Genomic DNA, 19,240 nt, shown 5'->3' on the forward strand with positions numbered 1-19,240 from the left:
GCAACACCGACACTGAGGAGAAGTGATGCGCAGGAATCTGGTCCTCGCCGTCGCGGTGCTCGGCGCGGGGGCGGTCATCTCCGTCCCCGCCCAGGCGCACAGCGCGGCCCCTCGGGTGACCGGCCTCACGACGGGCGGCGACCTGGTCGCCTTCCGCGCCGACAACCCGGCGAACGTGACCAGGATCGGCAAGGTCACCGGGCTCAAGGACGACACCAGGGTGGTCGGCATCGACTACCGCGTCCAGGACGGCAAGCTGTACGCCGTCGGCGACAAGGGCGGCGTCTACACCCTCGACAGGAACGCCAGGGCGGCCAAGGTCTCCCAGCTCAGCGTCGCGCTCGACGGCGCGAGCTTCGGCGTCGACTTCAACCCCGCGGCCAACCGGCTGCGGGTGATCAGCGACACCGGGCAGAACCTCCGGCACAACCTGGACGACCCGAACGGCGCCCCGGCCCAGGGCACCACGGCCACCGACGGCCGGCTGACCAACCCGCCCGTGCCTCCCGCCACCACCGGGGCGGTCGCGCTGGGCGTCACCGCCGCCGGCTACACCAACAACGACCTGAGCGCGAACACCGCCACCACGCTGTTCGACGTGGACACCACGAACGACCAGGTCTCGCTCCAGTCGCCGGCCAACGCGGGCAACCTCGCGCCGACCGGCAGGCTCGGCGTCGATTCGGGAGCCGACGCCGGGTTCGACGTGTACAGCGCGCTGCGCAAGGGCGTGACGGTCTCCAACAGCGCGTACGCGGCGCTCAAGGTCGACGGCGCCTACCGGTTCTACGCGGTGAACGCCCTGACCGGGGCGGCGCTCCAGATCGGGACGTTCCCGGCGAGCCGCCAGGTGAGCGACATCGCCGTCGAGCTCGACTGATCCCCCCGGTCTACCGCACCCCCGGTGGCATCTGTTACTGGTAGGTAATGCGACGCGTACGGGTCCTGCGTGACCTGATCGTAGCGATGCCCGACGGGGTGAACCTGCTGGCCGACCGCTGGTTCCCGGCCGGGGACGAGCGGGCGCCGGTGATTCTCATCCGCTCTCCGTACGGCCGGTCGGGCCTGATCGGCCGGCTGTACGGGCGCGGCTTCGCCAAGCACGGCTTCCAGGTGGTGATCCAGAGTTGCCGGGGCGGGTTCGGGTCAGGGGGCCTGCCCGACCCGCTCGGCGACGAGCGCGACGACGGCCTGGCCACCGTCGCCTGGCTGCGCGAACAGCCCTGGTACCACGGCTCGTTCGCCATGTTCGGCCCATCGTACCTGGGTTTCACCCAGTGGGCGGTGGCCGCCGAGGCCGGGCCCGAGCTGAAGGCGATGGCCACCCAGATCACCGCCTCCCAGTTCAGGGACGCCGCCTACGTGGGCGGCGCGTTCGCCCTGGAGTCGGCGCTGGGCTGGACCGCGCTGACCGACCCGGGCTCCCCCTTCATGCCCGTCACCTCGATGCTGACCGTGCCCAGGGCCACCAGGCGCGCGGCGCTGTCCGGGCGGCCGGTGGGCGAGCTGGACCTGCTCACCTCCGGCCACCCGCTGCGCTTCTTCCAGGAGCTGCTGGCCCATCACGCCGACCCGGCGGTGCCGTACTGGGACAAGCGGGACTTCCATCCGCGCGTCGGCGAGGTGGAGGCGGCGGTCACCATGCTCGGCGGCTGGTACGACGTGTTCCTGCCCTGGCAGATCAAGGACTACCTGGCCATGCGCGCGGCGGGCCGGCGGCCGTACCTGACGATCGGCCCCTGGTACCACGTCGACCCCAGGCACGGGCGGCCCACCATGGCCGAGGCGGTGGCCTGGTTCCGCGCGCACCTGCTCGGCGACCCGTCGGGGCTGCGTCCCGACCCGGTCCGGCTGTACGTGACCGGCGCCGGGCAGTGGCGCGACTACCCCGACTGGCCGGTGCCGGGGATGCGCGAGCAGCGCTGGCACCTGCAGCACGGCTTCGGCCTCGGCCGGGAAGGCCCGCGCCCGGCCGGGCCCGACCGGTTCCGCTACCACCCGGCGCACCCGACGCCGGTGATCGGCGGCCCGGTGCTGCTGGCCGACTCGCGCCCGCGCGACCAGCGCCGCCTGGAGGCCCGCCGCGACGTGCTGGTCTACAGCTCACCGGCGCTCGACGCCGACGTGGAGCTGATCGGCCCGGTCACCGCCGAGCTGTTCGTGCGTTCCAGCACGCCGTACGTGGACGTGGTGGTGCGCCTGTGCGACGTGCACCCCGGCGGGCGCTCGCTCAACCTCAGCGAGGGCGTGCGCAGACTCGGCCCGGACGACGGGGCCGCTACAGTGGACGGCGTGCGCAGAGTGCTGGTGGACCTGTGGCCGATCGGCCACCGGTTCAAGCGCGACCACCGGATCAGGGTGCACGTGGCGGCCGGGGCGTACCCGACGATCGCCCGCAATCCCGGCACCGGCCACCCGCTCGCCGCGGGCGGCCCGATGATCCCCGCCGACGTCGAGGTCTTCCACTCCCCCGAGCGTCCCTCGGCGCTGCTGCTGCCCCGAGTGCCGGCCCAGGGACGGTCCGCGTGCGCGCCGCGCGGCTGATGTCGCTGGTCCTGCTGTTGCAGGGCCGGGGCGGGATGACGGCGGCCGAGCTGGCCAAGGAGCTGGAGGTCTCCGAGCGGACCGTGCACCGCGACGTGCTCGCGCTGTCGGAGGCCGGGGTGCCGGTCTACGCCGACCGCGGGCGCGGCGGCGGCTACCGGCTGCTCGACGGCTACCGCACTCGCCTGACCGGCCTCGACCGGGCCGAGGCCGAGGCGTTGTTCCTGTCGGGCGTGCCGGTCGCGCTGCGCGAGATGGGCCTGCAGGACGTGGCGGCCACGGCCAGGCTGAAGGCGGCCGCGGCGCTGTCGCCCGGGCTGCGCGACGCCCCCGCCGTCGCCGCGCAGCGCTTCCACCTCGACGCGCCCGGCTGGTTCGCCGGGGACGAGCCGCCGCCGGCCGCCCTGTCCGTCCTGGCCGGGGCGGTCTGGAACGACCGGCGCATCACCGCCGCCTACAAGCAGGGCCTGCGGACGCTGGAGCCGTACGGGCTGGTGCTGAAGGCGGGCGTCTGGTACCTGGCGGCCCGCACCGGCGGGCGGCACCTCATCTACCGGGTCGACAGGTTCGGCGACATCGAGGTGCACGAAGACGGCTTCGACCGCGACCCCGGCTTCGACCTGGCGGCGTTCTGGGCCGGTCAGTCGGCGGAGTTCAGCAGGTCCCTGCTGAGAGACGTGGTCACGCTGCGGCTCAGCGAGCGCGGCGTGCGCCTGCTGCGCCACATCGCCGACCCGGCCGCGCTCGCCGACGCGCTCGGCTCGCTGACCGGCGACGGCACCGTGCGGCTGGCCGTGGAGTCGATCGGGGTGGCGTACTCGCAGGTGCTGCGGTTCGGGCCGGAGGCCGAGGTGCTCGATCCGCCGGAGCTGCGGGCGCTGGTCGCCGACGCCGCCGCCCGCATGTCCGCGCTCTACTCCCCTCCCTGACGGCTAGCGGTAGTCGGCCGGGTCGGCGTCCTTGCCCGTCTCGCGCACCTCGGTGATGAACTTCCACACCTGCGGGCGGCTGCCGTCCAGGTCCGTCACGCCGTACGCCTCGGCCAGCTCGCCGCTGGTGATCGACCTGCCCGACCAGCGGGCCTTGTCCGGGTCGGCGGCCAGCGCCGCGACGCCGCGCCCGATGTAGGCGGGGGTCTCCGAGACCTGGAACGAGATGTCCACCTTGGCCTCGCGCCAGTTCTCCTCGGTGACGCCGAAGGTGTCGAGCATGGCCTCCGAGCGCAGGAACCCGGGCGTGACCGCGACCCCGGTGCCGCCGTGCGGGCGCAGCTCGGTGGACCAGGCGAAGCCGAGCCGGTTCACCGACATCTTGGCCAGGTCGTAGAAGACGTTCTCGCGGTAGCGGGTCTCGTTGAACTCCCAGGTGCCGTCGGTGACCTCCACCACCAGCCCGCCCTGGTTCTTGATCAGCAGCGGGAGCAGGTGGTGGCTGGTGATGAGGTGGGTGTCGATGGCGAGCCTGAGCAGCCGCAGGCCCTTGTCCAGGTCGTGCTTCCAGACCGGGGTGTCGAACGACCACAGGTGGTCGCCGCCCCAGACGTCGTTGACCAGCACGTCGAGCCGGCCCTGCTCGCTCTCGATCCGCTCGGCCAGCGCCTTGACCTGGGCCGCCTCCAGGTGGTCGACCTGCACCGGGATGCCGGTGCCGCCGGCCGCGGTGACCAGCTCGGCGGTCTCCTCGATGGTCTCCGGCCGGTTCATCTCCGAGCGCCGCTCGCGCGTGGACCTGCCGGTGCAGTAGACGGTCGCGCCGATCGCGCCGAGCTGCACCGCGATACCCCGTCCCGTTCCGCGGGTCGCGCCCGCCACCAAAGCAATCATGTCTCCACCCTCCTCCGGAAACAGGACATCTCCTGTCATGTTTTCTGGCGATCCTCCGTGATAAGCACGTAGTTACTATGAACAGCGAATTCGAGCTCCGTGGCGTCAACCACATCGCGCTGGTCTGCTCCGACATGAAGCGGACCGTCGAGTTCTACTCCGGCGTGCTGGGCATGCCCCTGATCAAGACCATAGAACTGCCCATGGGCTGGGGCCAGCACTTCTTCTTCGACTGCGGCGGCGGCAACGCGCTGGCCTTCTTCTGGTTCCCCGACGCGCCCGACGGAGTGCCGGGCGTGTCGGCGCCGAAGAACCTGCCCGACCGCGGCGAGTTGCTGTCGGCGGTCGGGTCGATGAACCACATCGCCTTCGACGTGCCGCCGGAGCGGATCGAGGAGTACCGCGACCGGCTGGTGGCCAAGGGCATCGACGTGGGCGTGCTGCTGAACCACGACGACAGCGAGTTCGGCGTGGCGCCGAAGATGCACGACGGCGTGTTCGTCCGCTCGATCTACTTCAAGGACCCCGACGGGATCCTGGTCGAGTTCGCCGCCTGGACCCGTCCGGTGGGGCAGCCGGGCGACGTGCGGCACGAGCCGCGGACCGCCGCCGAGCGGACCGTCTGATGCCGCGCCTGCGCCGGGTGCCGCGCGCCGAGATGACCGACCCGGTGGTGACCTTCTTCAACGACCGCCTCGTCCCGGACGGCTCGGCCGACGACGGCACCGCGACCGGGTCGCCGGGCGACTGGTGGTCGGTGTTCGCGCTCGACCCGAAGATCTTCCGGCACTGCGTCAAGGGTTTCCAGCTCTACCGCGAGTCCTCGATCGACCCGGTGCTGCGCGAGCTGGGCCAGGTCAGGGCCGGCTGGGCGCGGCAGAGCCAGTTCGTCTACTCCCAGCACTGCAAGCAGCTGCGGGCGCTGGGCGTGGCCGAGGAGAAGGTGCGCGCGGTCGCGCACTGGCCGGTCAGCACCGTCTTCGGCGAGCTGGAGCGCGCGGTGCTCGCCTACACCGACGCGCTGGTGCTCGACGGCGGGCGGGTGCCCGACGAGGTGTTCGCGGCGCTGGCCGCGCACCTGCCGGACGAGCAGATCCTGGAGCTGACCTACATCATCTGCATGTACGAGATGCACGCGACGATGGCGCGGGCGCTGCGGCTGGAGTTCGACGACCGGCCCGACCCGATCGTCGAGGTGCCGGCGCCCGAGGGATACGGCACCCGGGACATCGCCGACGAGCTGGCGGGCTGATCGACCGTTCGTCTCAGCGCCACTGACCGTTCGTCGCGAGTAGCCGACCACTCGCCGATCGGCGGGGGTGTGTGCGCCACCGCTCTCACTAGGGTCCCGGTGAGAGCGGTTTCTCATGCCGCCCGGCGTCTCGGATGCCGAGATTTCATCTCGACATTTAAGCCAAAACGTAACATTCAGGACGTTGGGTTTAATACCGGCATAAAGCTAACCTCCCTCCATTGACCGAATGTCAGGCGCCGGTCACGAGAGTCCGGCCCCTGATGCGTTCTTCGGAGGGGTCCATGACAACCGGCGAACCGGAGCGGCGGCGAACCGACCGCAGCCCATGGAACTGGCTGCTGGTCGTGCCGATCGTGCTGCCGCTGCTGACGTTCCTGTTCAACGCCGATGAGCCGCGGGTGATGGGCTTCCCGCTGTTCTACTGGCTGCAGCTCGCGTTCATCCTCGTGGGCGTCGTCTGCACCACGATCGTCTACAGGATGAGCAAGTGAGCGGGCACACGACCGAGCTGGTCGTCTTCATCGCGCTGTTCCTCCTGGTCAGCGGCATGGGCTTCGTGGCCGCGCGGTGGCGGCGGCCCGACAACATCGAGAGCCTCAACGAGTGGGGACTGGGCGGCAGGAACTTCGGCTCCTGGATCACCTGGTTCCTCGTCGGCGGCGACCTCTACACCGCCTACACGTTCGTGGCCGTGCCCGCGCTGGTGTTCGGCGCCGGCGCGCTCGGCTTCTACGCGCTGCCGTACACCGTGGTGGTCTACCCGCTGGTGTTCCTGGTGCTGGCCCGCATGTGGTCGGTCTCGCACGTGCACGGGTTCGTCACGCCGGCCGACTTCGTCCGGGCCCGTTTCGGCTCGCCCACGCTGGCGCTGATCGTCGCCATCACCGGCCTCGTGGCCACGATGCCGTACATCGCGCTGCAGCTCGTCGGCATCGAGGCGGTGCTGCAGGCGATGGGCGTCACCGGGCACCTGCCGATCATCATCGCGTTCGCGATCCTGGCCGCCTACACCTACCAGTCGGGCCTGCGGGCGCCGGCGCTGATCGCGTTCGTCAAGGACACGCTGATCTACATCGTGATCCTGGCCGCGATCATCTACATCCCGATCAAGCTGGGCGGCTGGGACTTCATCTTCGGCGAGGCGGCCAAGAAGTTCGAGGCCTCGCCGTCCGCCGGTGACGGGATCCTGCTCAACGGGGCCAACCAGCTCCAGTACATCTCGCTGGCCTTCGGCTCGGCGCTGGCGCTGTTCCTCTACCCGCACAGCCTCACCGGCGTGCTGGCCTCGAAGAACCGCGGCGTGATCAAGCGGAACATGGCCGCGCTGCCCGCCTACAGCCTGCTGCTCGGCCTCATCGCGCTGCTCGGCTACATGGCCATCGCGGCCGGCACCAAGCCGGTCCCCGGCAGCCCCAACACGATCATTCCGAAGCTGTTCGACCAGATGTTCCCCGACTGGTTCACCGGCGTGGCGTACGCGGCCATCGGCATCGGCGCGCTCGTCCCCGCGGCGATCATGTCGATCGCGGCGGCGAACCTGTTCACCCGCAACATCTACCGCGAGTACATCAACAAGGCCGCGACCGACGCCCAGGAGGCCAAGGTCTCCAAGGTGGTGTCGCTGCTGGTCAAGGTCGGCGCGGTGGCCTGCATCCTGCTGCTCGACCTGCAGTTCGCCATCGACCTGCAGCTCATCGGCGGCGTGATCATCCTGCAGACGCTGCCCGCGGTGGCGCTCGGCCTCTACACCCGCTGGTTCCACAAGGGCGGCCTGATGGCCGGCTGGGCGCTCGGCCTGGCGGCCGGCATGTGGATGCTGTACACCATCCCCGGCGCCCCCGGCTCCGGCAAGCTGCACTTCGGCGGGTCGGCGTTCAGCCTGTCGAACCTGGGCTTCGACACCAAGATGACGATCTACGCCGGGTTCGTGGCGCTGATCGTCAACCTGGTGGTGGCCGTGCTCGGCACGCTGATCTTCCGGGCGCTGAAGGTGACCGACGGCCCGGACGCCACGCAGCGCGAGGACTACTTCGTCGACGAGGGCGACCCGAAGGTCAAGGAGCTGGACCTGGACCCGGCCGGCTCTCACTAGCCGCCCGATCCCCGGCCCCTGGTGGTGCTCCCGTTTACGGGACCACCGCCGGGGGCCTCGTGCGTGTCACGCCTCCGGGTAGCCGGGGTTGGCGACCGCCAGCTTGGCCCGCACGGCGTCGGTGAGCGCGTTCAGCAGCCGGTCGTCGTCGGCCAGCCGGCCGTCGCGGATCGCCGCCGCCAGCTCGGCGTCGTCCCGCACCCCCAGGTCGGCCAGCCGCCTGGCGTGCTCGTCCGCCTGCTCCGGGCCGAGTTCGAGCTCGCGTTCCACCATCGCGAGAACGTTGATCGCCACCCGCGCATGGAACCTGACCCGGCCGTCGAGGGCCGGCAGCACGTCGGACTGCAGGAAGTCGCGGACGGCGGCGACGAGCTGCCCCGCCGTGGGCACGTCGTGCGGCATGTCGTGCGGCATACGGTCTCCTTCGCGGTGGTGCGCGCGTGTGATCGTCATGGTCGGCGGCCGGGAGCCACCATGACAAGGCAGGATTTATCCGGATCGGAGCGGTAGGCGGCTAACCTGCGGCCATGCACACTCAATCCCCCCTCGTACCGGCGGCCCCGGTGCTCGGCCCCAAGCTCATCAGAGCCGAGATCATCGTCGTCTTCGCGGTCTCGCTCGGCGCCAGCGCGCTGGTGTCGCTCGTCCGGCTGATCGGCGCGCTCACCGCGCCGCGCGAGCTCAAGGGCCAGCAGGCCGTGCTGGTCGGATCGCTGGCCCCCGACCGGCCGTGGCTGGACCTGGCGCTGCAGCTCACCCAGATCGTGATCTCGGTGGCGCCGGTGGGGCTGGTGGCGTACCTGATGGTGCGCTCGGGCGAGTCGATGCGCACGATCGGCGCCGACTTCCGCCGCCCGGGCGGCGACCTGGTGCGCGGGGCGGTGCTCGCGGCCGCGATCGGCGGCTCCGGGCTGGCGTTCTACCTGGCGGTGTGGGCGGCCGGGGTGAACCTGACCGTCGTGCCCGGGCAACTGCCCGAGGTGTGGTGGCAGGTGCCGGTGCTGCTGCTGGCCGCCGCGCAGAACGGCGTGCTGGAGGAGGTGCTGGTCGCCGGATATCTGCTGCACCGGCTCGGGCAGGCCGGGTGGGGGCCGTGGAAGGCCGTGGTCGTGTCGTCGTTGCTGCGCGGGTCGTATCACCTGTATCAGGGCTTCGGCGGATTCGTCGGCAACGTGGTGATGGGCCTGGTCTTCGGCCGGCTCTACCAGCGGTGGGGACGCGCGATGCCGCTGATCGTCGCGCACACGCTCATCGACGCCGTCGCCTTCGTCGGGTACGCCTTCCTGCGCGGGCGGGTGAGCTGGCTGCCCTGAATCCCACTCCAGCAACCCGTTGACCGCGCAACGTTTTCGGGTTGAGATCCGTTCATGAGCTTCGCCGTGCCCGACCACGTCCGTCCGATCCGTGACGCCGTCCACGCGTTCATGACAGAACGGGTGGAACCCGCCGAAGCGGTGCTGCACGGCGGCGGCCCCGCCGCCGCCACGGCCCTGGACGAGCTGCGCGCGGAGGCCAAGAAGGAAGGGCTGTGGGCGCTCGGGCACCCGCGCGAGCTCGGCGGCGGCGGCATGCCGTTCCTCGACTACGTCTACGTCAACGAGGTGCAGGGACGCAGCGAGTTCGGCCAGCTCGCGCTGGGCACCTTCACCCTGCAGGACTCCCTCATGCTGCACGAGCACGCCTCGCCCGAGCAGCGCGAGCGCTACCTGGACCCGCTGGTGCGCGGCGACATCTGGCCGAGCTTCGCCATGACCGAGCCCGCCGTCTCCAGCAGCGACCCGACCCAGCTCGCCACCGCTGCCGTGCTCGACGGCGGCGAATGGGTGATCAACGGGCACAAGTGGTTCACCACCGGGGCCTCGCGGGCGGCGTACACGACCGTGATGTGCCGGACCGAGCAGGACAGCCCGCCCCACCTGGCCTTCTCCATGATCCTGGTGCCCACCGACACGCCCGGCTACCGAATCGTCCGCGAGACGCCCGTGCTCGGCCTGGACGGCGCGCACTGCGAGGTGCGCTACGAGGACGTCCGCGTGCCCGCCGCCAACCTGCTCGGCCCGCGCGGCCAGGGATTCGTCATCGCGCAGCAACGGCTCGGCCCCGGCCGGATCTTCCACTGCATGCGCTGGCTCGGCCAGGCCCAGCGCGCCTTCGACCTGATGTGCCGCAGGCTGAACGACCGCACCACGTCCGGCCGGCCGCTGGCCGCCAAGCAGCTCATGCGCCGGCACGTGTTCGACTCCTACGCCGAGATCCAGGCCGCCAGGCTGCTCACGCTCAACGCCGCCGAGGCCATCGACGCCGGCTCGCAGGCGCGGGTGGAGATCGGCGCGATCAAGGTGGTGGGCGCGCGGATGCTGCACGACGTCATCGACCGCGCCATCCAGGTGTACGGCGCGGCCGGCCTCACCCCCGACACCCCGCTGGATCGCATGTACCGCCACGCCAGGGCTGGACGCATCTACGACGGCCCGGACGAGGTGCACATCGACGCGGTCGGCCGCCGGATACTCGGCGAATACGCGGCCGGCGGCAACTGGGAGTTCGGCCTGCGATGAGCACGGCCGAGACCATCGTCGGCGACGTCTTCGGCCCGGCCGCCACCGTCGCCCGCGCCGTCAGGCTCCCCGGCGGCGCGTCACGCGAGACCTGGGCGCTGGACGTCGACACCCCCGGCGGCGCCCGGCACGAGCTGATCCTGCGCCTGGACTCCCCCGGAGCCACGCCAGACGCGGGCGCGCTCCCCCAGGCGGGCGCTCTCCCCCAGGCCGGCCCGCTCCCCGAGGCGGACGCTCTCCCGCAGGCGGGCGCGGGGCTGGCCGTCGAGGCCGCGCTCATGCGGGCCGCGCACGAGGCCGGCGCGCCCGTCCCCCGCGTGGTCGCCGCCGCCGAGACCTACATCCTCATGACCCGCGTCGCCGGCGAGACGATCCCGCGCAAGATCCTGCGCGACGACGCCTACCGCGCCGCCCGCCCGCTCCTGGCCGGCCAGTGCGGCCGGGCCCTGGCCGCCGTCCACCGCATGCCGCCCGGCTGCCTGCCCGGCCACCTGCCAGAATCCGCGCCGCAGGACCCGCTGCGGTACTGGCGCGACGTGCTCGACCTGCTCGGCGAGCCCCACCCGGTCTTCGAGCTGGCCTTCAGACGGCTGGCGGCCACCCGTCCGGCCAGTCCGCGCACCACGCTCGTGCACGGCGACTTCCGCAACGGCAACCTGATCGTCGGCCCCGAAGGGATCAGAGCCGTGCTCGACTGGGAGCTGGCCCACGCCGGCGACCCGGTCGAGGACCTCGGCTGGCTGTGCGTGAAGGCGTGGCGCTTCGGCGCGAAGCCCCCGGTGGGCGGGTTCGGCGGCTACGACGAGCTGATCGACGCCTACGAGCAGGCCGGCGGCCACCCCGTGGACCGCGACGCGCTGCGCTGGTGGGAGACGTTCGGCGTGCTCAAATGGGGCATCATCTGCGTCATGCAGGCCATGCGGCACCTGCGCGGCGGGGCGCGCTCGGTGGAGCTGGCCGCGATCGGGCGGCGCGTGTGCGAGAACGAATGGGACCTGCTCGCCGCGCTACGGTGACTCTGCGTGACTCCGTGACTACGATGATCACCGTTGTCACCGTCGTGCAGAAGAAGGACGTCCCATGCGCTTCCGTTCCGCCCTCACCGCCGCCGGCGCCGTCGCCCTGGCGCTCGCCGTCACCCTCCCGGCCGCGGCCGCGACCGGCCAGTTCCGCTACACCTACCGCACCTGGCACGGCTCCGAGGTCATCGGCTTCCTGACCGACCCGCTCAGCGGGAAGTGCATCGACCTGCCCATGGCCGGCGCGAACGGCGGCGACGCCGCCTACGCGCCGAAGAACCTCACCAAGTCGACCGCCACGGTGTTCCTCAACGCCGACTGCACCGGCGACGTCTACTACACCCTGCGCCCGGGCGGCGGCGCCTCGAACCGCCTGCTCGTGCGCTCGGTCGTCTTCTCCTGACCGCCTGATCCCCCCGCGAGAAAACCCGTTGCGCCGGTACGGTCACCGAACGCACGCTTGTTCGGTGACCATTCTGGAAGCGTCTCACTTGATGAAGCGGTTCGGACCGGTCACGGCCGTCCGGGACATCAGCCTGACCATCGGCGAAGGCGAGGTCGCCGGGCTGCTCGGCCCCAACGGCGCGGGCAAGTCCACCACCCTGCACATGCTGCTCGGCCTCATCACACCCGACGCGGGCACGGTCGAGATGTTCGGCCTGGAGCTGGCCAGGCACCGGGTCGAGGTGCTCAGCCGCATCAACTTCGCCGCCAGCTACGTCGACCTGCCCGGCGCGCTGCGCGTGCACGAGGTGCTCGACGCCTTCGCCCGCCTGTACGCCGTCCGCCACCCCGGGCGGCGGGTGGCCGAGATGATCGAGCTGTTCGAGCTCGGCGCGTTCCGCAGGCGCCAGGTGATGGCCCTGTCCTCCGGCCAGCGCACCCGCGTCCAGCTCGCCAAGGCCCTGCTCAACGCGCCCAGGCTGCTGGTGCTCGACGAGCCCACCGCCAACCTCGACCCCGACGCCGGCGACCGGATCCGTGGCCTGCTGACCGGCGTGGCCAGAGACAGCGGCAGCGCCATGCTGATCACCTCGCACAACATGCGCGAGGTCGAGCGGATGTGCGACCGCATCCACTTCATGTCCGACGGCGTCATCGTGGCCGCGGGCAGCGCGCGCGAGCTGGCCGGGCACTACGGCGTGGACGACCTGGAAGAGGTCTTCATCAAGGTCGCCCGCCAGAACGAACCCCGGCGCCCGGTGAACGAAGCCCGGCCCTCCCTGAACGAAGCCCGGCCCTCTCTGAAGGAAGCCCGTCCGTGACCGCCGTCACCCTGGAGCCGCGCAGCCTGGCCGCCCGCCGCCGGCGGGTGCTCGGCGTCGTCCACCGCGACTTCGCCGCCCTGCGCCGCAGCCCGATCCGGATCTTCGAGATCTTCTTCTGGCCCACCGTCGAGCTGCTGCTGTGGGGATTCGTCACGCTGTTCCTGCAGACCCAGCGGGTGCCGTTCGTGGTGGCGTTCCTGATCGGCGCCGTGCTGCTGTGGCAGGTGCTGCAGAAGGCCAGCAACGAGATCTCCATCGCCTTCCTCGAGGACATCTGGTCGCGCAACCTGCTCAACGTCCAGGTCAGCCCGCTGTCCAGCGTCGAGTACCTGATCGGCCTGGTGCTGTTCTCGCTGGGCAAGGTGGCCTTCGCCGTCGCCGTGATGGGCGTGCTGGCCTTCGTCCTGTACGGCTTCGGGCTGACCACGCTCGGCGTGGGCCTGGTGCCGTTCATGGCGCTGCTGCTGGTGCTCGGCTGGTCGCTCGGCCTGGTCGGCATCGCCGCGGTGCTCCGCTTCGGCGAGAACGCCCAGGTCATCGCCTGGTCGCTGGTGTTCGTCGTGCAGCCGCTGGCCGGGATCTTCTACCCCGTCTCCGTGCTGCCCGGCCCGCTGGAGAGCGTGTCGTGGCTGCTGCCCGCCTCACATGTCTTCGAGGGCATGCGTACGGTGATGGCCGGCGGCGGCGTGCCGTGGGATCGCCTGGCCTGGGCGGCCGCACTCGACGTCGGCTACCTGGCCGCCACGCTCGGCCTGTTCGCCTGGGCGCTCAACTACGCCCGGCGGCATGGGAAGCTCTCCCGCTTCGGTGACTGACCGCCGCCACGATCACGTCCACCAGCCCCTCCACCACCTGCGCCCGGTCCACCTCCGGGTGCTCCAGCCACCAGTCGCCGGTGGTCTGCACCATCCCGACGAACGCGTGCCCGAGCACCTGCGCGCGCACCGCGTCGGGCACCACCCGCTCGGCGGCCAGCACCGCGCCCAGCTCCTCTCCCAGCCCGCGCACCAGCGCCGTCATGTGGGAGCGGATCCTGGAGTCTTCGGCGCTGGCCCGGTGGAACAGGAACCGGTACAGGTTCAGGTTGGCCGAGATCAGATCCAGGTAGACGCCGATCGTGGCCCCGGCCCTCTCGCGCAGGTCGCCGGGGGCGGCGAAGCCCGGCCGGAGCTGGCCGATCACCGTGCGTACGTGCCGGTCGGCCAGCGCCTGGTACAGCCCGCTCTTGTCACCGAAGTGCCGATACAGGATCGGCTTGGTGATGCCCGCCTCGGCGGCGATGGCCGCCATGGACACCTCGGAACCCTCCCGCTGGATGACACGGTCCGCGGCGTCGAGCAGCGCTCTGCGGCGATCCGGGTCGCGTCCACTCATCAGCCCAGGATAGATCGCCGCCGCCGGGGCAGCAGCGCCGAGGCCACCAGGGCCGTCCCCATCAGCGCGTACAGGCCGTTCGCCCCCGCGACCGTGCCGGCCGGCTCGCCGCGCCCCGGCCACGGCAGCACGTCCGCAGCGCCGATCGCCGCGTCGAGGTCCAGCGCGAACAGCGCCCCGGCCGCGGCCAGCGGCAGCCCGCAGGCCAGCGCCGCGGCCGGGCAGGCGGCCAGCAGCGCCACCACCACCGCCACGGCCGCGAGGTATCCCAGCGCCGCCGGCGCGGGGCCGAAGCCGGCCTGCGCGGTGCGCAGCGCCCTGGCGCCCGCCTCGGTCAGGTAGTACACCGGCGGCAGCGCGGCCAGCCCGGCGACGCTCGCGATCAGACGTCGAACCTCATCCGTCACATCCGGCATCGTCTCTCACCGGCCGCCGGGATACCGGGGTGAGCCGTCAAACATGCCAGGTCGGCACCTTTACAGTGTAGATTTCTACGTAAATACTGGGAAATGCTGGAACTCTTGGTACGCTTCGCGCCATGAGTGACCGGCTGGACGATCTCGAACGGCGGATCGACGAGCTCCGGGCCGGGGTGCGCAAGGCCATGCGGGCCAAGGACAACGCCGCCGCCCGCGCGCTGCGGGCCGAGCTGCGCACCGCCGAGCGGGCCTGGGACTCGCTGGTCAGCGGCGAGCCGTCGCGGGCCAGGCCGGAACTGCCCCGGCTGGTCACCGTCCGCGAGCAGGTGCACCAGGCGCTGGCCCTGCTCGCCTCGCCCGCGCAGCCGCGCCTCATCGTGGCCGTCAGCGACGTCTTCTTCGGCGGCAGCATCCGCAGCAGCCAGCTCACCAGCCTGCGCCGCGACGAGGAGCGCTCGTTCAGGTCGTCGCCGTACGGGCGGCCCTTCTACCTGTGCGCGGCGCTGACCGACCGGTTGTCCCCCGCCCGCGGCCTGCTGGCGCTGAGCACGTGGCCGCTGCACCGGCGCATGGTGGGCCCGCTCAGCCCGCGCGTGGACTTCCTGAACTGCGCGATCTCCATCGCCGGACGGCAGCCGCACGACGAGCGCACGCTGCGCCTGCTGGGCCGGCTGGCCAGGAACATCCCCGGCGCGACCGACGACGACGTCACCCCGCCCGATCCCGGGCGGGTGATCGAGGCGGCCGGCGCCGAGCTGCGCGTGCACGCGGAACGCGACACGCGGGACCGCGCCGAGCTGGAGGAACGGGCGACATCCCAGCTCGGTGACGTGGCCAGGCTGTTCGGCGCCGCTACGCTGAGCACGATCAGGAAGGAAGGGGCCTCAGGTGATGCGCAGGTGATGGGCACGTGAAGAGGCTCAGGCACGCGGGCCGGGCGGTGGGCGCATGAAGGGTCTCGGCCATGAGGACCAGGCCAAGCGGCTCGACGCGCTGCGCGGCGGCACCCCGCAGCAGCCGCACGACGCCCGCGCCATCGCGGCCCTGGCCGCCAACCCCGGCTGCACCCGCAGGGCGCTCATGGACGGCGCCGGCATCGACAAGGACGCCGCGGCCCGGCACCTCGGCTTCCCCGCGCCGTTCGGTCAGTCGCCGTTCGCGATCACGCGCGGCAACGTGTTCGAGACCCTGGTCAAGGCCGACGGCTGCGCCGAGCTGCTGCGCATGCTGCGCGAACTGCTCGGCCTGCCGATCGCCGAGGTGGCCTACCACGACGTGGAGAACGTGGGCGCGCACCTGCGCCACACCCACACCAGGGCGCTGATCGACCGCGCGGCCCGCGACACGCACGACGCCGGCACCCTGTACGACCACCCGCTGCTCAGCCTGCGCATCGCCGGGCACACCGCCTACCTGGAGCCGGACGTGGTGGCCTTCCAGCTCGGCGGCCGCTTCCACATCGTGGAGATCAAGTCGTTCGCGGTGATCGACGGCCAGGCCGACCCGGCGGCGGTGGCCGCGGCGGCCCGCCAGGCGGCCGTGTACGTGCTGGCGCTGCGCACCATGCTGGAGGAGCTGGGCCACGACCCGCTCAAGGTGGCGCACGACGTGGTGCTGGTCTGCCCGGAGAACTTCGCCAACCGGCCGGTGGCGACGCTGGTCGACGTGCGCAAGCAGCTCGCCGTGCTCAAGCGGCAGCTGGCCAGGATGACCTCGCTCGACCGGCTGCTCGACGGCCTGCCCGACGATCTCACGTTCGACCTGGTGCCGGGCGAGGACGGCCGGCCCACCAGGCCGGTCGCCGAGCTGGCCGACGCGCTGCGCCGGGCCACCGCCCGCTACGCGCCCGACTGCCTGTCCACCTGCGACCTGTGCTTCTTCTGCCGCGACGAGGCCCGGCAGGAGGGCGCGTCCGACCTGCTCGGCCGGCACGTGCGCGACGAGCTGGGCGGGGTCGCCTCGGTGGCCGAGGCGCTGGGCCTGGCCGACGGCGTCAGGCAGCCGGCCGAAGGCCAGGAGGAGATCGCCCGCCTGCTGCGCGGCGCGGAACGCCTGCGCAAGGAGTGCCTGACATGACCGCCGCGCGCGTGTTCGGGGAGCCTGTCCCGTGAGCCTGCTGACCTCGCTCGCCCGGCTGCGCGCCCTCGACGAGGGCCGGGCGCAGCCGATCGCGACCGTCAGGCACTGCCATCTGTCCACGCGGCCGATGGTGTTCATCCCGCTCAAGCTGTCCGGCGAGGCCGCCGCGCCGCTGGCCGCCATGCTCGGCACCGACCGCGCCCACCCCCACCTGCTCGTGGTGACCCAGCCGCGCAACCGCGACCTGCGTTTCGCCTGGGCCGCGGACCTGGCCGGGCTGCTGCTGCCGTACCTCGACGGGTTCCTGGACGACACCGAGACCGTCGAGCGCAAGAACTCCGACCCGTACGAGCGGACGCTCGACGCGCCGCAGCTGATCGTGCCGAACCCGGCGGGGGTGGCGTTCACCCGGCTGCTCGGCCGGTCCACCCGGTTCCGCCGCACCGACGGGCCGTACCCGGTGCCGGAGTCGGTGCCGCTGCTGGGCAGGTGGCTGACGTACTTCGCCGAGCGGGCCGGCTATCCCGGCTCGTCGCTGATGCCGGCCGCGACCGAGGAGCTGGGCAGGCACTGGGCCAGCGGGCAGAGCGGGCTGGAGGACGCCAACCTGGCCGCGCTGATGGCCTGGATCACCGACGGTCCCACCGACGCCGCCGAGGACCCGCTGATCTGGCCGCCGGCCGGCCCGGCGACCGATCCCGGGTTCGACGCCGAGGTGCTGGCGCCGGCGATCGAGAGCGAGTCGGCCGAGCGCATCACCGAGGCGCTGCGTACCCAGCTCGAACCCACCTGGCGGCTGATGTGGCAGGCCGTAGACCTGCTGGCCGGGCTGGAGGCGGGGGCGAGCGTGGCGCAGCGCTGGGAACACGACCGCGGCTCGTTCAGCGCGATGGCCGCGCACATCGCCGAGGGCGCGCCGCCGCAGGCCAGGCGCGACGGCGCGATCGCCGCCGCGTCGAAGCTGGCCCGGATGGAACGCGCGCAGGCCTCCTACGACGTGCAGCGCGCCTACGACGATCCGCTGGTCATGGCCGAGTACCGGCTCAGCGGCGAGGCGTTCGCCGGCGAGGTGATCGAGACCGAGCCCGACCACACCGAGGGCGAGGGCCGCTCGCGCAAGCTCCGCCCGCTGGTGGTGATCAAGACCGACGACCCGGTACGCCTGTCCCCCGGCACCGCGCTGGGCACGCCGCAGCGCCGCGCGCAGGGGGCCGAGCTGGTGGAGTCGTACCAGGGTCTGGTCACCGTGAAGATCACCAAGGGCATGGGCCGCGCCAAGACCCCCGCGCCGGGGAGCGTGCCCGAGGTGGGCGAGCGGGTCTGCTACACGTCGCTGACCGACGACTTCCAGGGCTCGCCGACGCTGCCCGACGCCGAGGCGACCCCGTGGACGCACGGCGGGCCGCCGCAGGAATACGTCCCCACGGACGAGGACGCCGAGGAGGAGTGGTCGTGACCCGCGAGCCCAGACGGGGACAGGAGTGGACATGACCGTCGCGGCCGACCTCAGCCCCGAGCAGGTCATCCGGAACGTGCTCGCCGACCTGCCCAGGCACCGCGGCGTGGTGGTCGACTCTCCGCCGGGCGCCGGCAAGTCCACCCTGGTCGTGCGCGCCGCCGCGCACATCGCCGCCACCGGCGAGCCGCTGATGATCGTCGCGCAGACGAACGAGCAGGTCGACGACCTCGTGACGCGCATCAGCGACAAGCACCCGCGGCTGACCGTGGGCCGACTGTCCGCCGGCGGTTACGTGCCGCCGCGCCGCCTGCTCGACCTGCCCGGCGTCACCGTGGGCACCAGGATCCAGGACCTGGGCGATCCGGACATCGTCATCGCCACCGCCGACAAGTGGGCCTGGATCGCCGGACGGGTGTGGCCGTGGGCGATCGTGGACGAGGCGTACCAGATGCGCTCCGACAAGCTGCTGCGCATCGCCGGGCTCTTCGAGCGGGCGCTGTTCGTGGGCGACCCCGGGCAACTCGACCCGTTCTCGATCGTGGACGGCGACCGCTGGTCCGGCCTGTCGTGGGACCCGTTGCAGAGCGCGGTGTCGGTGCTGCTGCGGCACAACCCGGACCTGCCGGTGCACCGGCTGCCGGTGTCGTGGCGGCTGCCCGCGTCGGCGGCGCCGGTGGTGTCGCAGGCGTTCTACCCGTTCACCGGGTTCAGGTCGGGCACCGGGCCGGGCGACCGGCGTCTCGAACTGACCACCGGCGGCATGGGCACCGTGCACGACCGGGCGCTGGAGGAGGCGGCCAGGTCCGGGTGGGCGCTGCTGGAGCTGCCCAACCGGCACACCGTGCGCACCGACGGTGAGGCCGTCGAGGCGGTGGCGCTGCTGGCGGCCCGGCTGCTGCAGCGCGGCGCGGTGGCCGGCTCCGAGCAGGGCGAACGTCCCGTCACCGCCGACCGCATCGCGGTGGGCGCGGCGCACCGCGACCAGGTGGCCGCGATCAGGAACGCCGGGCTGCCGCCCGAGATCACCGTCGACACCGCCAACCGCCTGCAGGGCCGCGAGTACGACGTGACGATCGTCCTGCACCCGCTGTCGGGCCGCCGCGACGCGACGGCGTTCCATCTGGAGTCCGGACGGCTGTGCGTCCTGGCCTCCCGGCACCGGCACGCGTGCGTGGTTGTGGCCCGGGCCGGGATCGCCGAACTCCTGGACGCGCACCCGTCGGCGGAGCCGGTGCAACTGGGGGTGCCGGTGAAGTTCCCTGACGGCTGGGAGGCCAACCAGTCCGTCCTGGAACACCTGGCCGCCCACCGGGTCTGACCCGTTCCGACGAGGAGCGGGCGATCGGCCGG

General features: G+C 72.1%; 21 protein-coding genes. 17 read left to right on the forward strand and 4 right to left on the reverse strand.

The features are described from left to right. The first annotated feature begins 25 nt into the window (after positions 1–25). From HII36_RS04960 to HII36_RS04970, 3 genes are read left to right on the forward strand one after another with little or no spacing between them, the layout of a single operon-like run. Positions 26–880, forward strand: coding sequence for a DUF4394 domain-containing protein (locus HII36_RS04960; RefSeq protein WP_173521836.1), 855 nt, complete (start codon positions 26–28; stop codon positions 878–880). A gap of 47 nt (positions 881–927) precedes the next feature. Continuing rightward, a complete protein-coding gene (locus HII36_RS04965) occupies positions 928–2,544 on the forward strand; it encodes a CocE/NonD family hydrolase (RefSeq protein ID WP_217369184.1) in 1,617 nt (538 codons plus the stop codon). Then, on the forward strand, positions 2,526–3,473 hold the full coding sequence (locus HII36_RS04970; protein WP_173521837.1) for a helix-turn-helix transcriptional regulator: 948 nt from the start codon (positions 2,526–2,528) through the stop codon (positions 3,471–3,473). Before HII36_RS04965 ends, HII36_RS04970 begins: the two co-directional genes overlap by 19 nt. 3 nt (positions 3,474–3,476) lie before the next feature. Here HII36_RS04970 and HII36_RS04975 read toward each other — a convergent pair whose 3' ends face one another. Next, positions 3,477–4,367 (reverse strand): SDR family oxidoreductase, encoded by an 891-nt coding sequence (locus tag HII36_RS04975; RefSeq protein WP_173521838.1) that lies wholly within the window; start codon positions 4,365–4,367, stop codon positions 3,477–3,479. A gap of 77 nt (positions 4,368–4,444) precedes the next feature. Here HII36_RS04975 and HII36_RS04980 point away from each other — a divergent pair, with 77 nt between their 5' ends. The 4 genes from HII36_RS04980 (at position 4,445) to mctP (ending at position 7,714) form a co-directional block, all read left to right on the forward strand. Then, a complete protein-coding gene (locus tag HII36_RS04980) occupies positions 4,445–4,993 on the forward strand; it encodes a VOC family protein (protein ID WP_173521839.1) in 549 nt (182 codons plus the stop codon). Continuing rightward, positions 4,993–5,619 carry a carboxymuconolactone decarboxylase family protein gene (locus HII36_RS04985; protein WP_173521840.1) on the forward strand — a complete coding sequence of 209 codons (627 nt, stop codon included), beginning with the start codon at positions 4,993–4,995 and terminating at the stop codon, positions 5,617–5,619. The genes HII36_RS04980 and HII36_RS04985 overlap by 1 nt, the downstream gene beginning before the upstream one ends. A gap of 284 nt (positions 5,620–5,903) precedes the next feature. Then, complete coding sequence (locus HII36_RS04990; protein ID WP_173521841.1) at positions 5,904–6,113, forward strand: DUF3311 domain-containing protein; 210 nt, start codon at positions 5,904–5,906, stop codon at positions 6,111–6,113. Beyond that, complete coding sequence (gene mctP / locus HII36_RS04995; RefSeq protein ID WP_328807594.1) at positions 6,110–7,714, forward strand: monocarboxylate uptake permease MctP; 1,605 nt, start codon at positions 6,110–6,112, stop codon at positions 7,712–7,714. The genes HII36_RS04990 and mctP overlap by 4 nt, the downstream gene beginning before the upstream one ends. 66 nt (positions 7,715–7,780) lie before the next feature. On the opposite strand, the gene HII36_RS05000 is transcribed toward mctP, so the two are convergent. Beyond that, positions 7,781–8,128 carry a DUF6285 domain-containing protein gene (locus HII36_RS05000; RefSeq protein WP_173521842.1) on the reverse strand — a complete coding sequence of 116 codons (348 nt, stop codon included), beginning with the start codon at positions 8,126–8,128 and terminating at the stop codon, positions 7,781–7,783. 113 nt (positions 8,129–8,241) lie between these two features. On the opposite strand from HII36_RS05000, the gene HII36_RS05005 reads away from it, so the two are divergent. The 6 genes from HII36_RS05005 to HII36_RS05030 all read left to right on the forward strand — a co-directional run bounded on the left by HII36_RS05005 (position 8,242) and on the right by HII36_RS05030 (position 13,374). Beyond that, positions 8,242–9,027 carry a CPBP family intramembrane glutamic endopeptidase gene (locus HII36_RS05005; protein WP_173521843.1) on the forward strand — a complete coding sequence of 262 codons (786 nt, stop codon included), beginning with the start codon at positions 8,242–8,244 and terminating at the stop codon, positions 9,025–9,027. Between the two features lie 54 nt (positions 9,028–9,081). Beyond that, positions 9,082–10,272, forward strand: a complete 1,191-nt coding sequence (locus HII36_RS05010; RefSeq protein ID WP_173521844.1) for an acyl-CoA dehydrogenase family protein — start codon at positions 9,082–9,084, stop codon at positions 10,270–10,272. Then, positions 10,269–11,288 carry a phosphotransferase family protein gene (locus tag HII36_RS05015; RefSeq protein ID WP_173521845.1) on the forward strand — a complete coding sequence of 340 codons (1,020 nt, stop codon included), beginning with the start codon at positions 10,269–10,271 and terminating at the stop codon, positions 11,286–11,288. Before HII36_RS05010 ends, HII36_RS05015 begins: the two co-directional genes overlap by 4 nt. 64 nt (positions 11,289–11,352) lie before the next feature. After that, entirely contained in the window at positions 11,353–11,694 is a 342-nt protein-coding gene (locus HII36_RS05020) for a hypothetical protein (RefSeq protein ID WP_173521846.1), read from the forward strand. 91 nt (positions 11,695–11,785) lie between these two features. Then, positions 11,786–12,556, forward strand: coding sequence for an ABC transporter ATP-binding protein (locus HII36_RS05025; RefSeq protein ID WP_173521847.1), 771 nt, complete (start codon positions 11,786–11,788; stop codon positions 12,554–12,556). Next, complete coding sequence (locus tag HII36_RS05030; protein WP_173521848.1) at positions 12,553–13,374, forward strand: ABC transporter permease; 822 nt, start codon at positions 12,553–12,555, stop codon at positions 13,372–13,374. Before HII36_RS05025 ends, HII36_RS05030 begins: the two co-directional genes overlap by 4 nt. Here HII36_RS05030 and HII36_RS05035 read toward each other — a convergent pair. Together HII36_RS05035 and HII36_RS05040 are read right to left on the reverse strand one after the other, a co-directional pair. Beyond that, complete coding sequence (locus HII36_RS05035) at positions 13,328–13,933, reverse strand: TetR family transcriptional regulator (protein WP_173521849.1); 606 nt, start codon at positions 13,931–13,933, stop codon at positions 13,328–13,330. The genes HII36_RS05030 and HII36_RS05035 overlap by 47 nt on opposite strands. Continuing rightward, positions 13,933–14,340, reverse strand: a complete 408-nt coding sequence (locus HII36_RS05040) for a hypothetical protein (protein WP_173521850.1) — start codon at positions 14,338–14,340, stop codon at positions 13,933–13,935. The genes HII36_RS05035 and HII36_RS05040 overlap by 1 nt, the downstream gene beginning before the upstream one ends. A 131-nt stretch (positions 14,341–14,471) precedes the next feature. Between HII36_RS05040 and HII36_RS05045 the strand changes: the two genes are divergently transcribed. The 4 genes from HII36_RS05045 to HII36_RS05060 are packed head-to-tail and all read left to right on the forward strand — an operon-like array spanning position 14,472 to position 19,208. Then, positions 14,472–15,266, forward strand: coding sequence for a hypothetical protein (locus HII36_RS05045; RefSeq protein ID WP_173521851.1), 795 nt, complete (start codon positions 14,472–14,474; stop codon positions 15,264–15,266). A gap of 34 nt (positions 15,267–15,300) precedes the next feature. After that, entirely contained in the window at positions 15,301–16,428 is a 1,128-nt protein-coding gene (locus tag HII36_RS05050) for a hypothetical protein (RefSeq protein ID WP_173521852.1), read from the forward strand. Positions 16,429–16,459: 31 nt separating this feature from the next. After that, entirely contained in the window at positions 16,460–17,887 is a 1,428-nt protein-coding gene (locus HII36_RS05055; RefSeq protein ID WP_173521853.1) for a hypothetical protein, read from the forward strand. Between the two features lie 31 nt (positions 17,888–17,918). Next, a complete protein-coding gene (locus HII36_RS05060; protein WP_173521854.1) occupies positions 17,919–19,208 on the forward strand; it encodes an AAA family ATPase in 1,290 nt (429 codons plus the stop codon). Positions 19,209–19,240: the final 32 nt, after the last annotated feature.

It is taken from the genome of Nonomuraea antri (genome assembly GCF_013283785.1).
GTDB lineage: Bacteria > Actinomycetota > Actinomycetes > Streptosporangiales > Streptosporangiaceae > Nonomuraea > Nonomuraea antri.

Coding starts and splice junctions, on each gene's coding strand:
- HII36_RS04960 (WP_173521836.1), top strand. CDS start 26: ATGCGCAGGAATCTGGTCCTCGCCGTCGCGGTGCTCGGCGCGGGGGCG.
- HII36_RS04965 (WP_217369184.1), top strand. CDS start 928: ATGCGACGCGTACGGGTCCTGCGTGACCTGATCGTAGCGATGCCCGAC.
- HII36_RS04975 (WP_173521838.1), bottom strand. CDS start 4,367: ATGATTGCTTTGGTGGCGGGCGCGACCCGCGGAACGGGACGGGGTATC.
- HII36_RS04980 (WP_173521839.1), top strand. CDS start 4,445: ATGAACAGCGAATTCGAGCTCCGTGGCGTCAACCACATCGCGCTGGTC.
- HII36_RS04985 (WP_173521840.1), top strand. CDS start 4,993: ATGCCGCGCCTGCGCCGGGTGCCGCGCGCCGAGATGACCGACCCGGTG.
- HII36_RS04990 (WP_173521841.1), top strand. CDS start 5,904: ATGACAACCGGCGAACCGGAGCGGCGGCGAACCGACCGCAGCCCATGG.
- HII36_RS05000 (WP_173521842.1), bottom strand. CDS start 8,128: ATGCCGCACGACATGCCGCACGACGTGCCCACGGCGGGGCAGCTCGTC.
- HII36_RS05005 (WP_173521843.1), top strand. CDS start 8,242: ATGCACACTCAATCCCCCCTCGTACCGGCGGCCCCGGTGCTCGGCCCC.
- HII36_RS05010 (WP_173521844.1), top strand. CDS start 9,082: ATGAGCTTCGCCGTGCCCGACCACGTCCGTCCGATCCGTGACGCCGTC.
- HII36_RS05015 (WP_173521845.1), top strand. CDS start 10,269: ATGAGCACGGCCGAGACCATCGTCGGCGACGTCTTCGGCCCGGCCGCC.
- HII36_RS05020 (WP_173521846.1), top strand. CDS start 11,353: ATGCGCTTCCGTTCCGCCCTCACCGCCGCCGGCGCCGTCGCCCTGGCG.
- HII36_RS05025 (WP_173521847.1), top strand. CDS start 11,786: ATGAAGCGGTTCGGACCGGTCACGGCCGTCCGGGACATCAGCCTGACC.
- HII36_RS05035 (WP_173521849.1), bottom strand. CDS start 13,933: ATGAGTGGACGCGACCCGGATCGCCGCAGAGCGCTGCTCGACGCCGCG.
- HII36_RS05045 (WP_173521851.1), top strand. CDS start 14,472: ATGAGTGACCGGCTGGACGATCTCGAACGGCGGATCGACGAGCTCCGG.
- HII36_RS05050 (WP_173521852.1), top strand. CDS start 15,301: ATGAAGGGTCTCGGCCATGAGGACCAGGCCAAGCGGCTCGACGCGCTG.
- HII36_RS05060 (WP_173521854.1), top strand. CDS start 17,919: ATGACCGTCGCGGCCGACCTCAGCCCCGAGCAGGTCATCCGGAACGTG.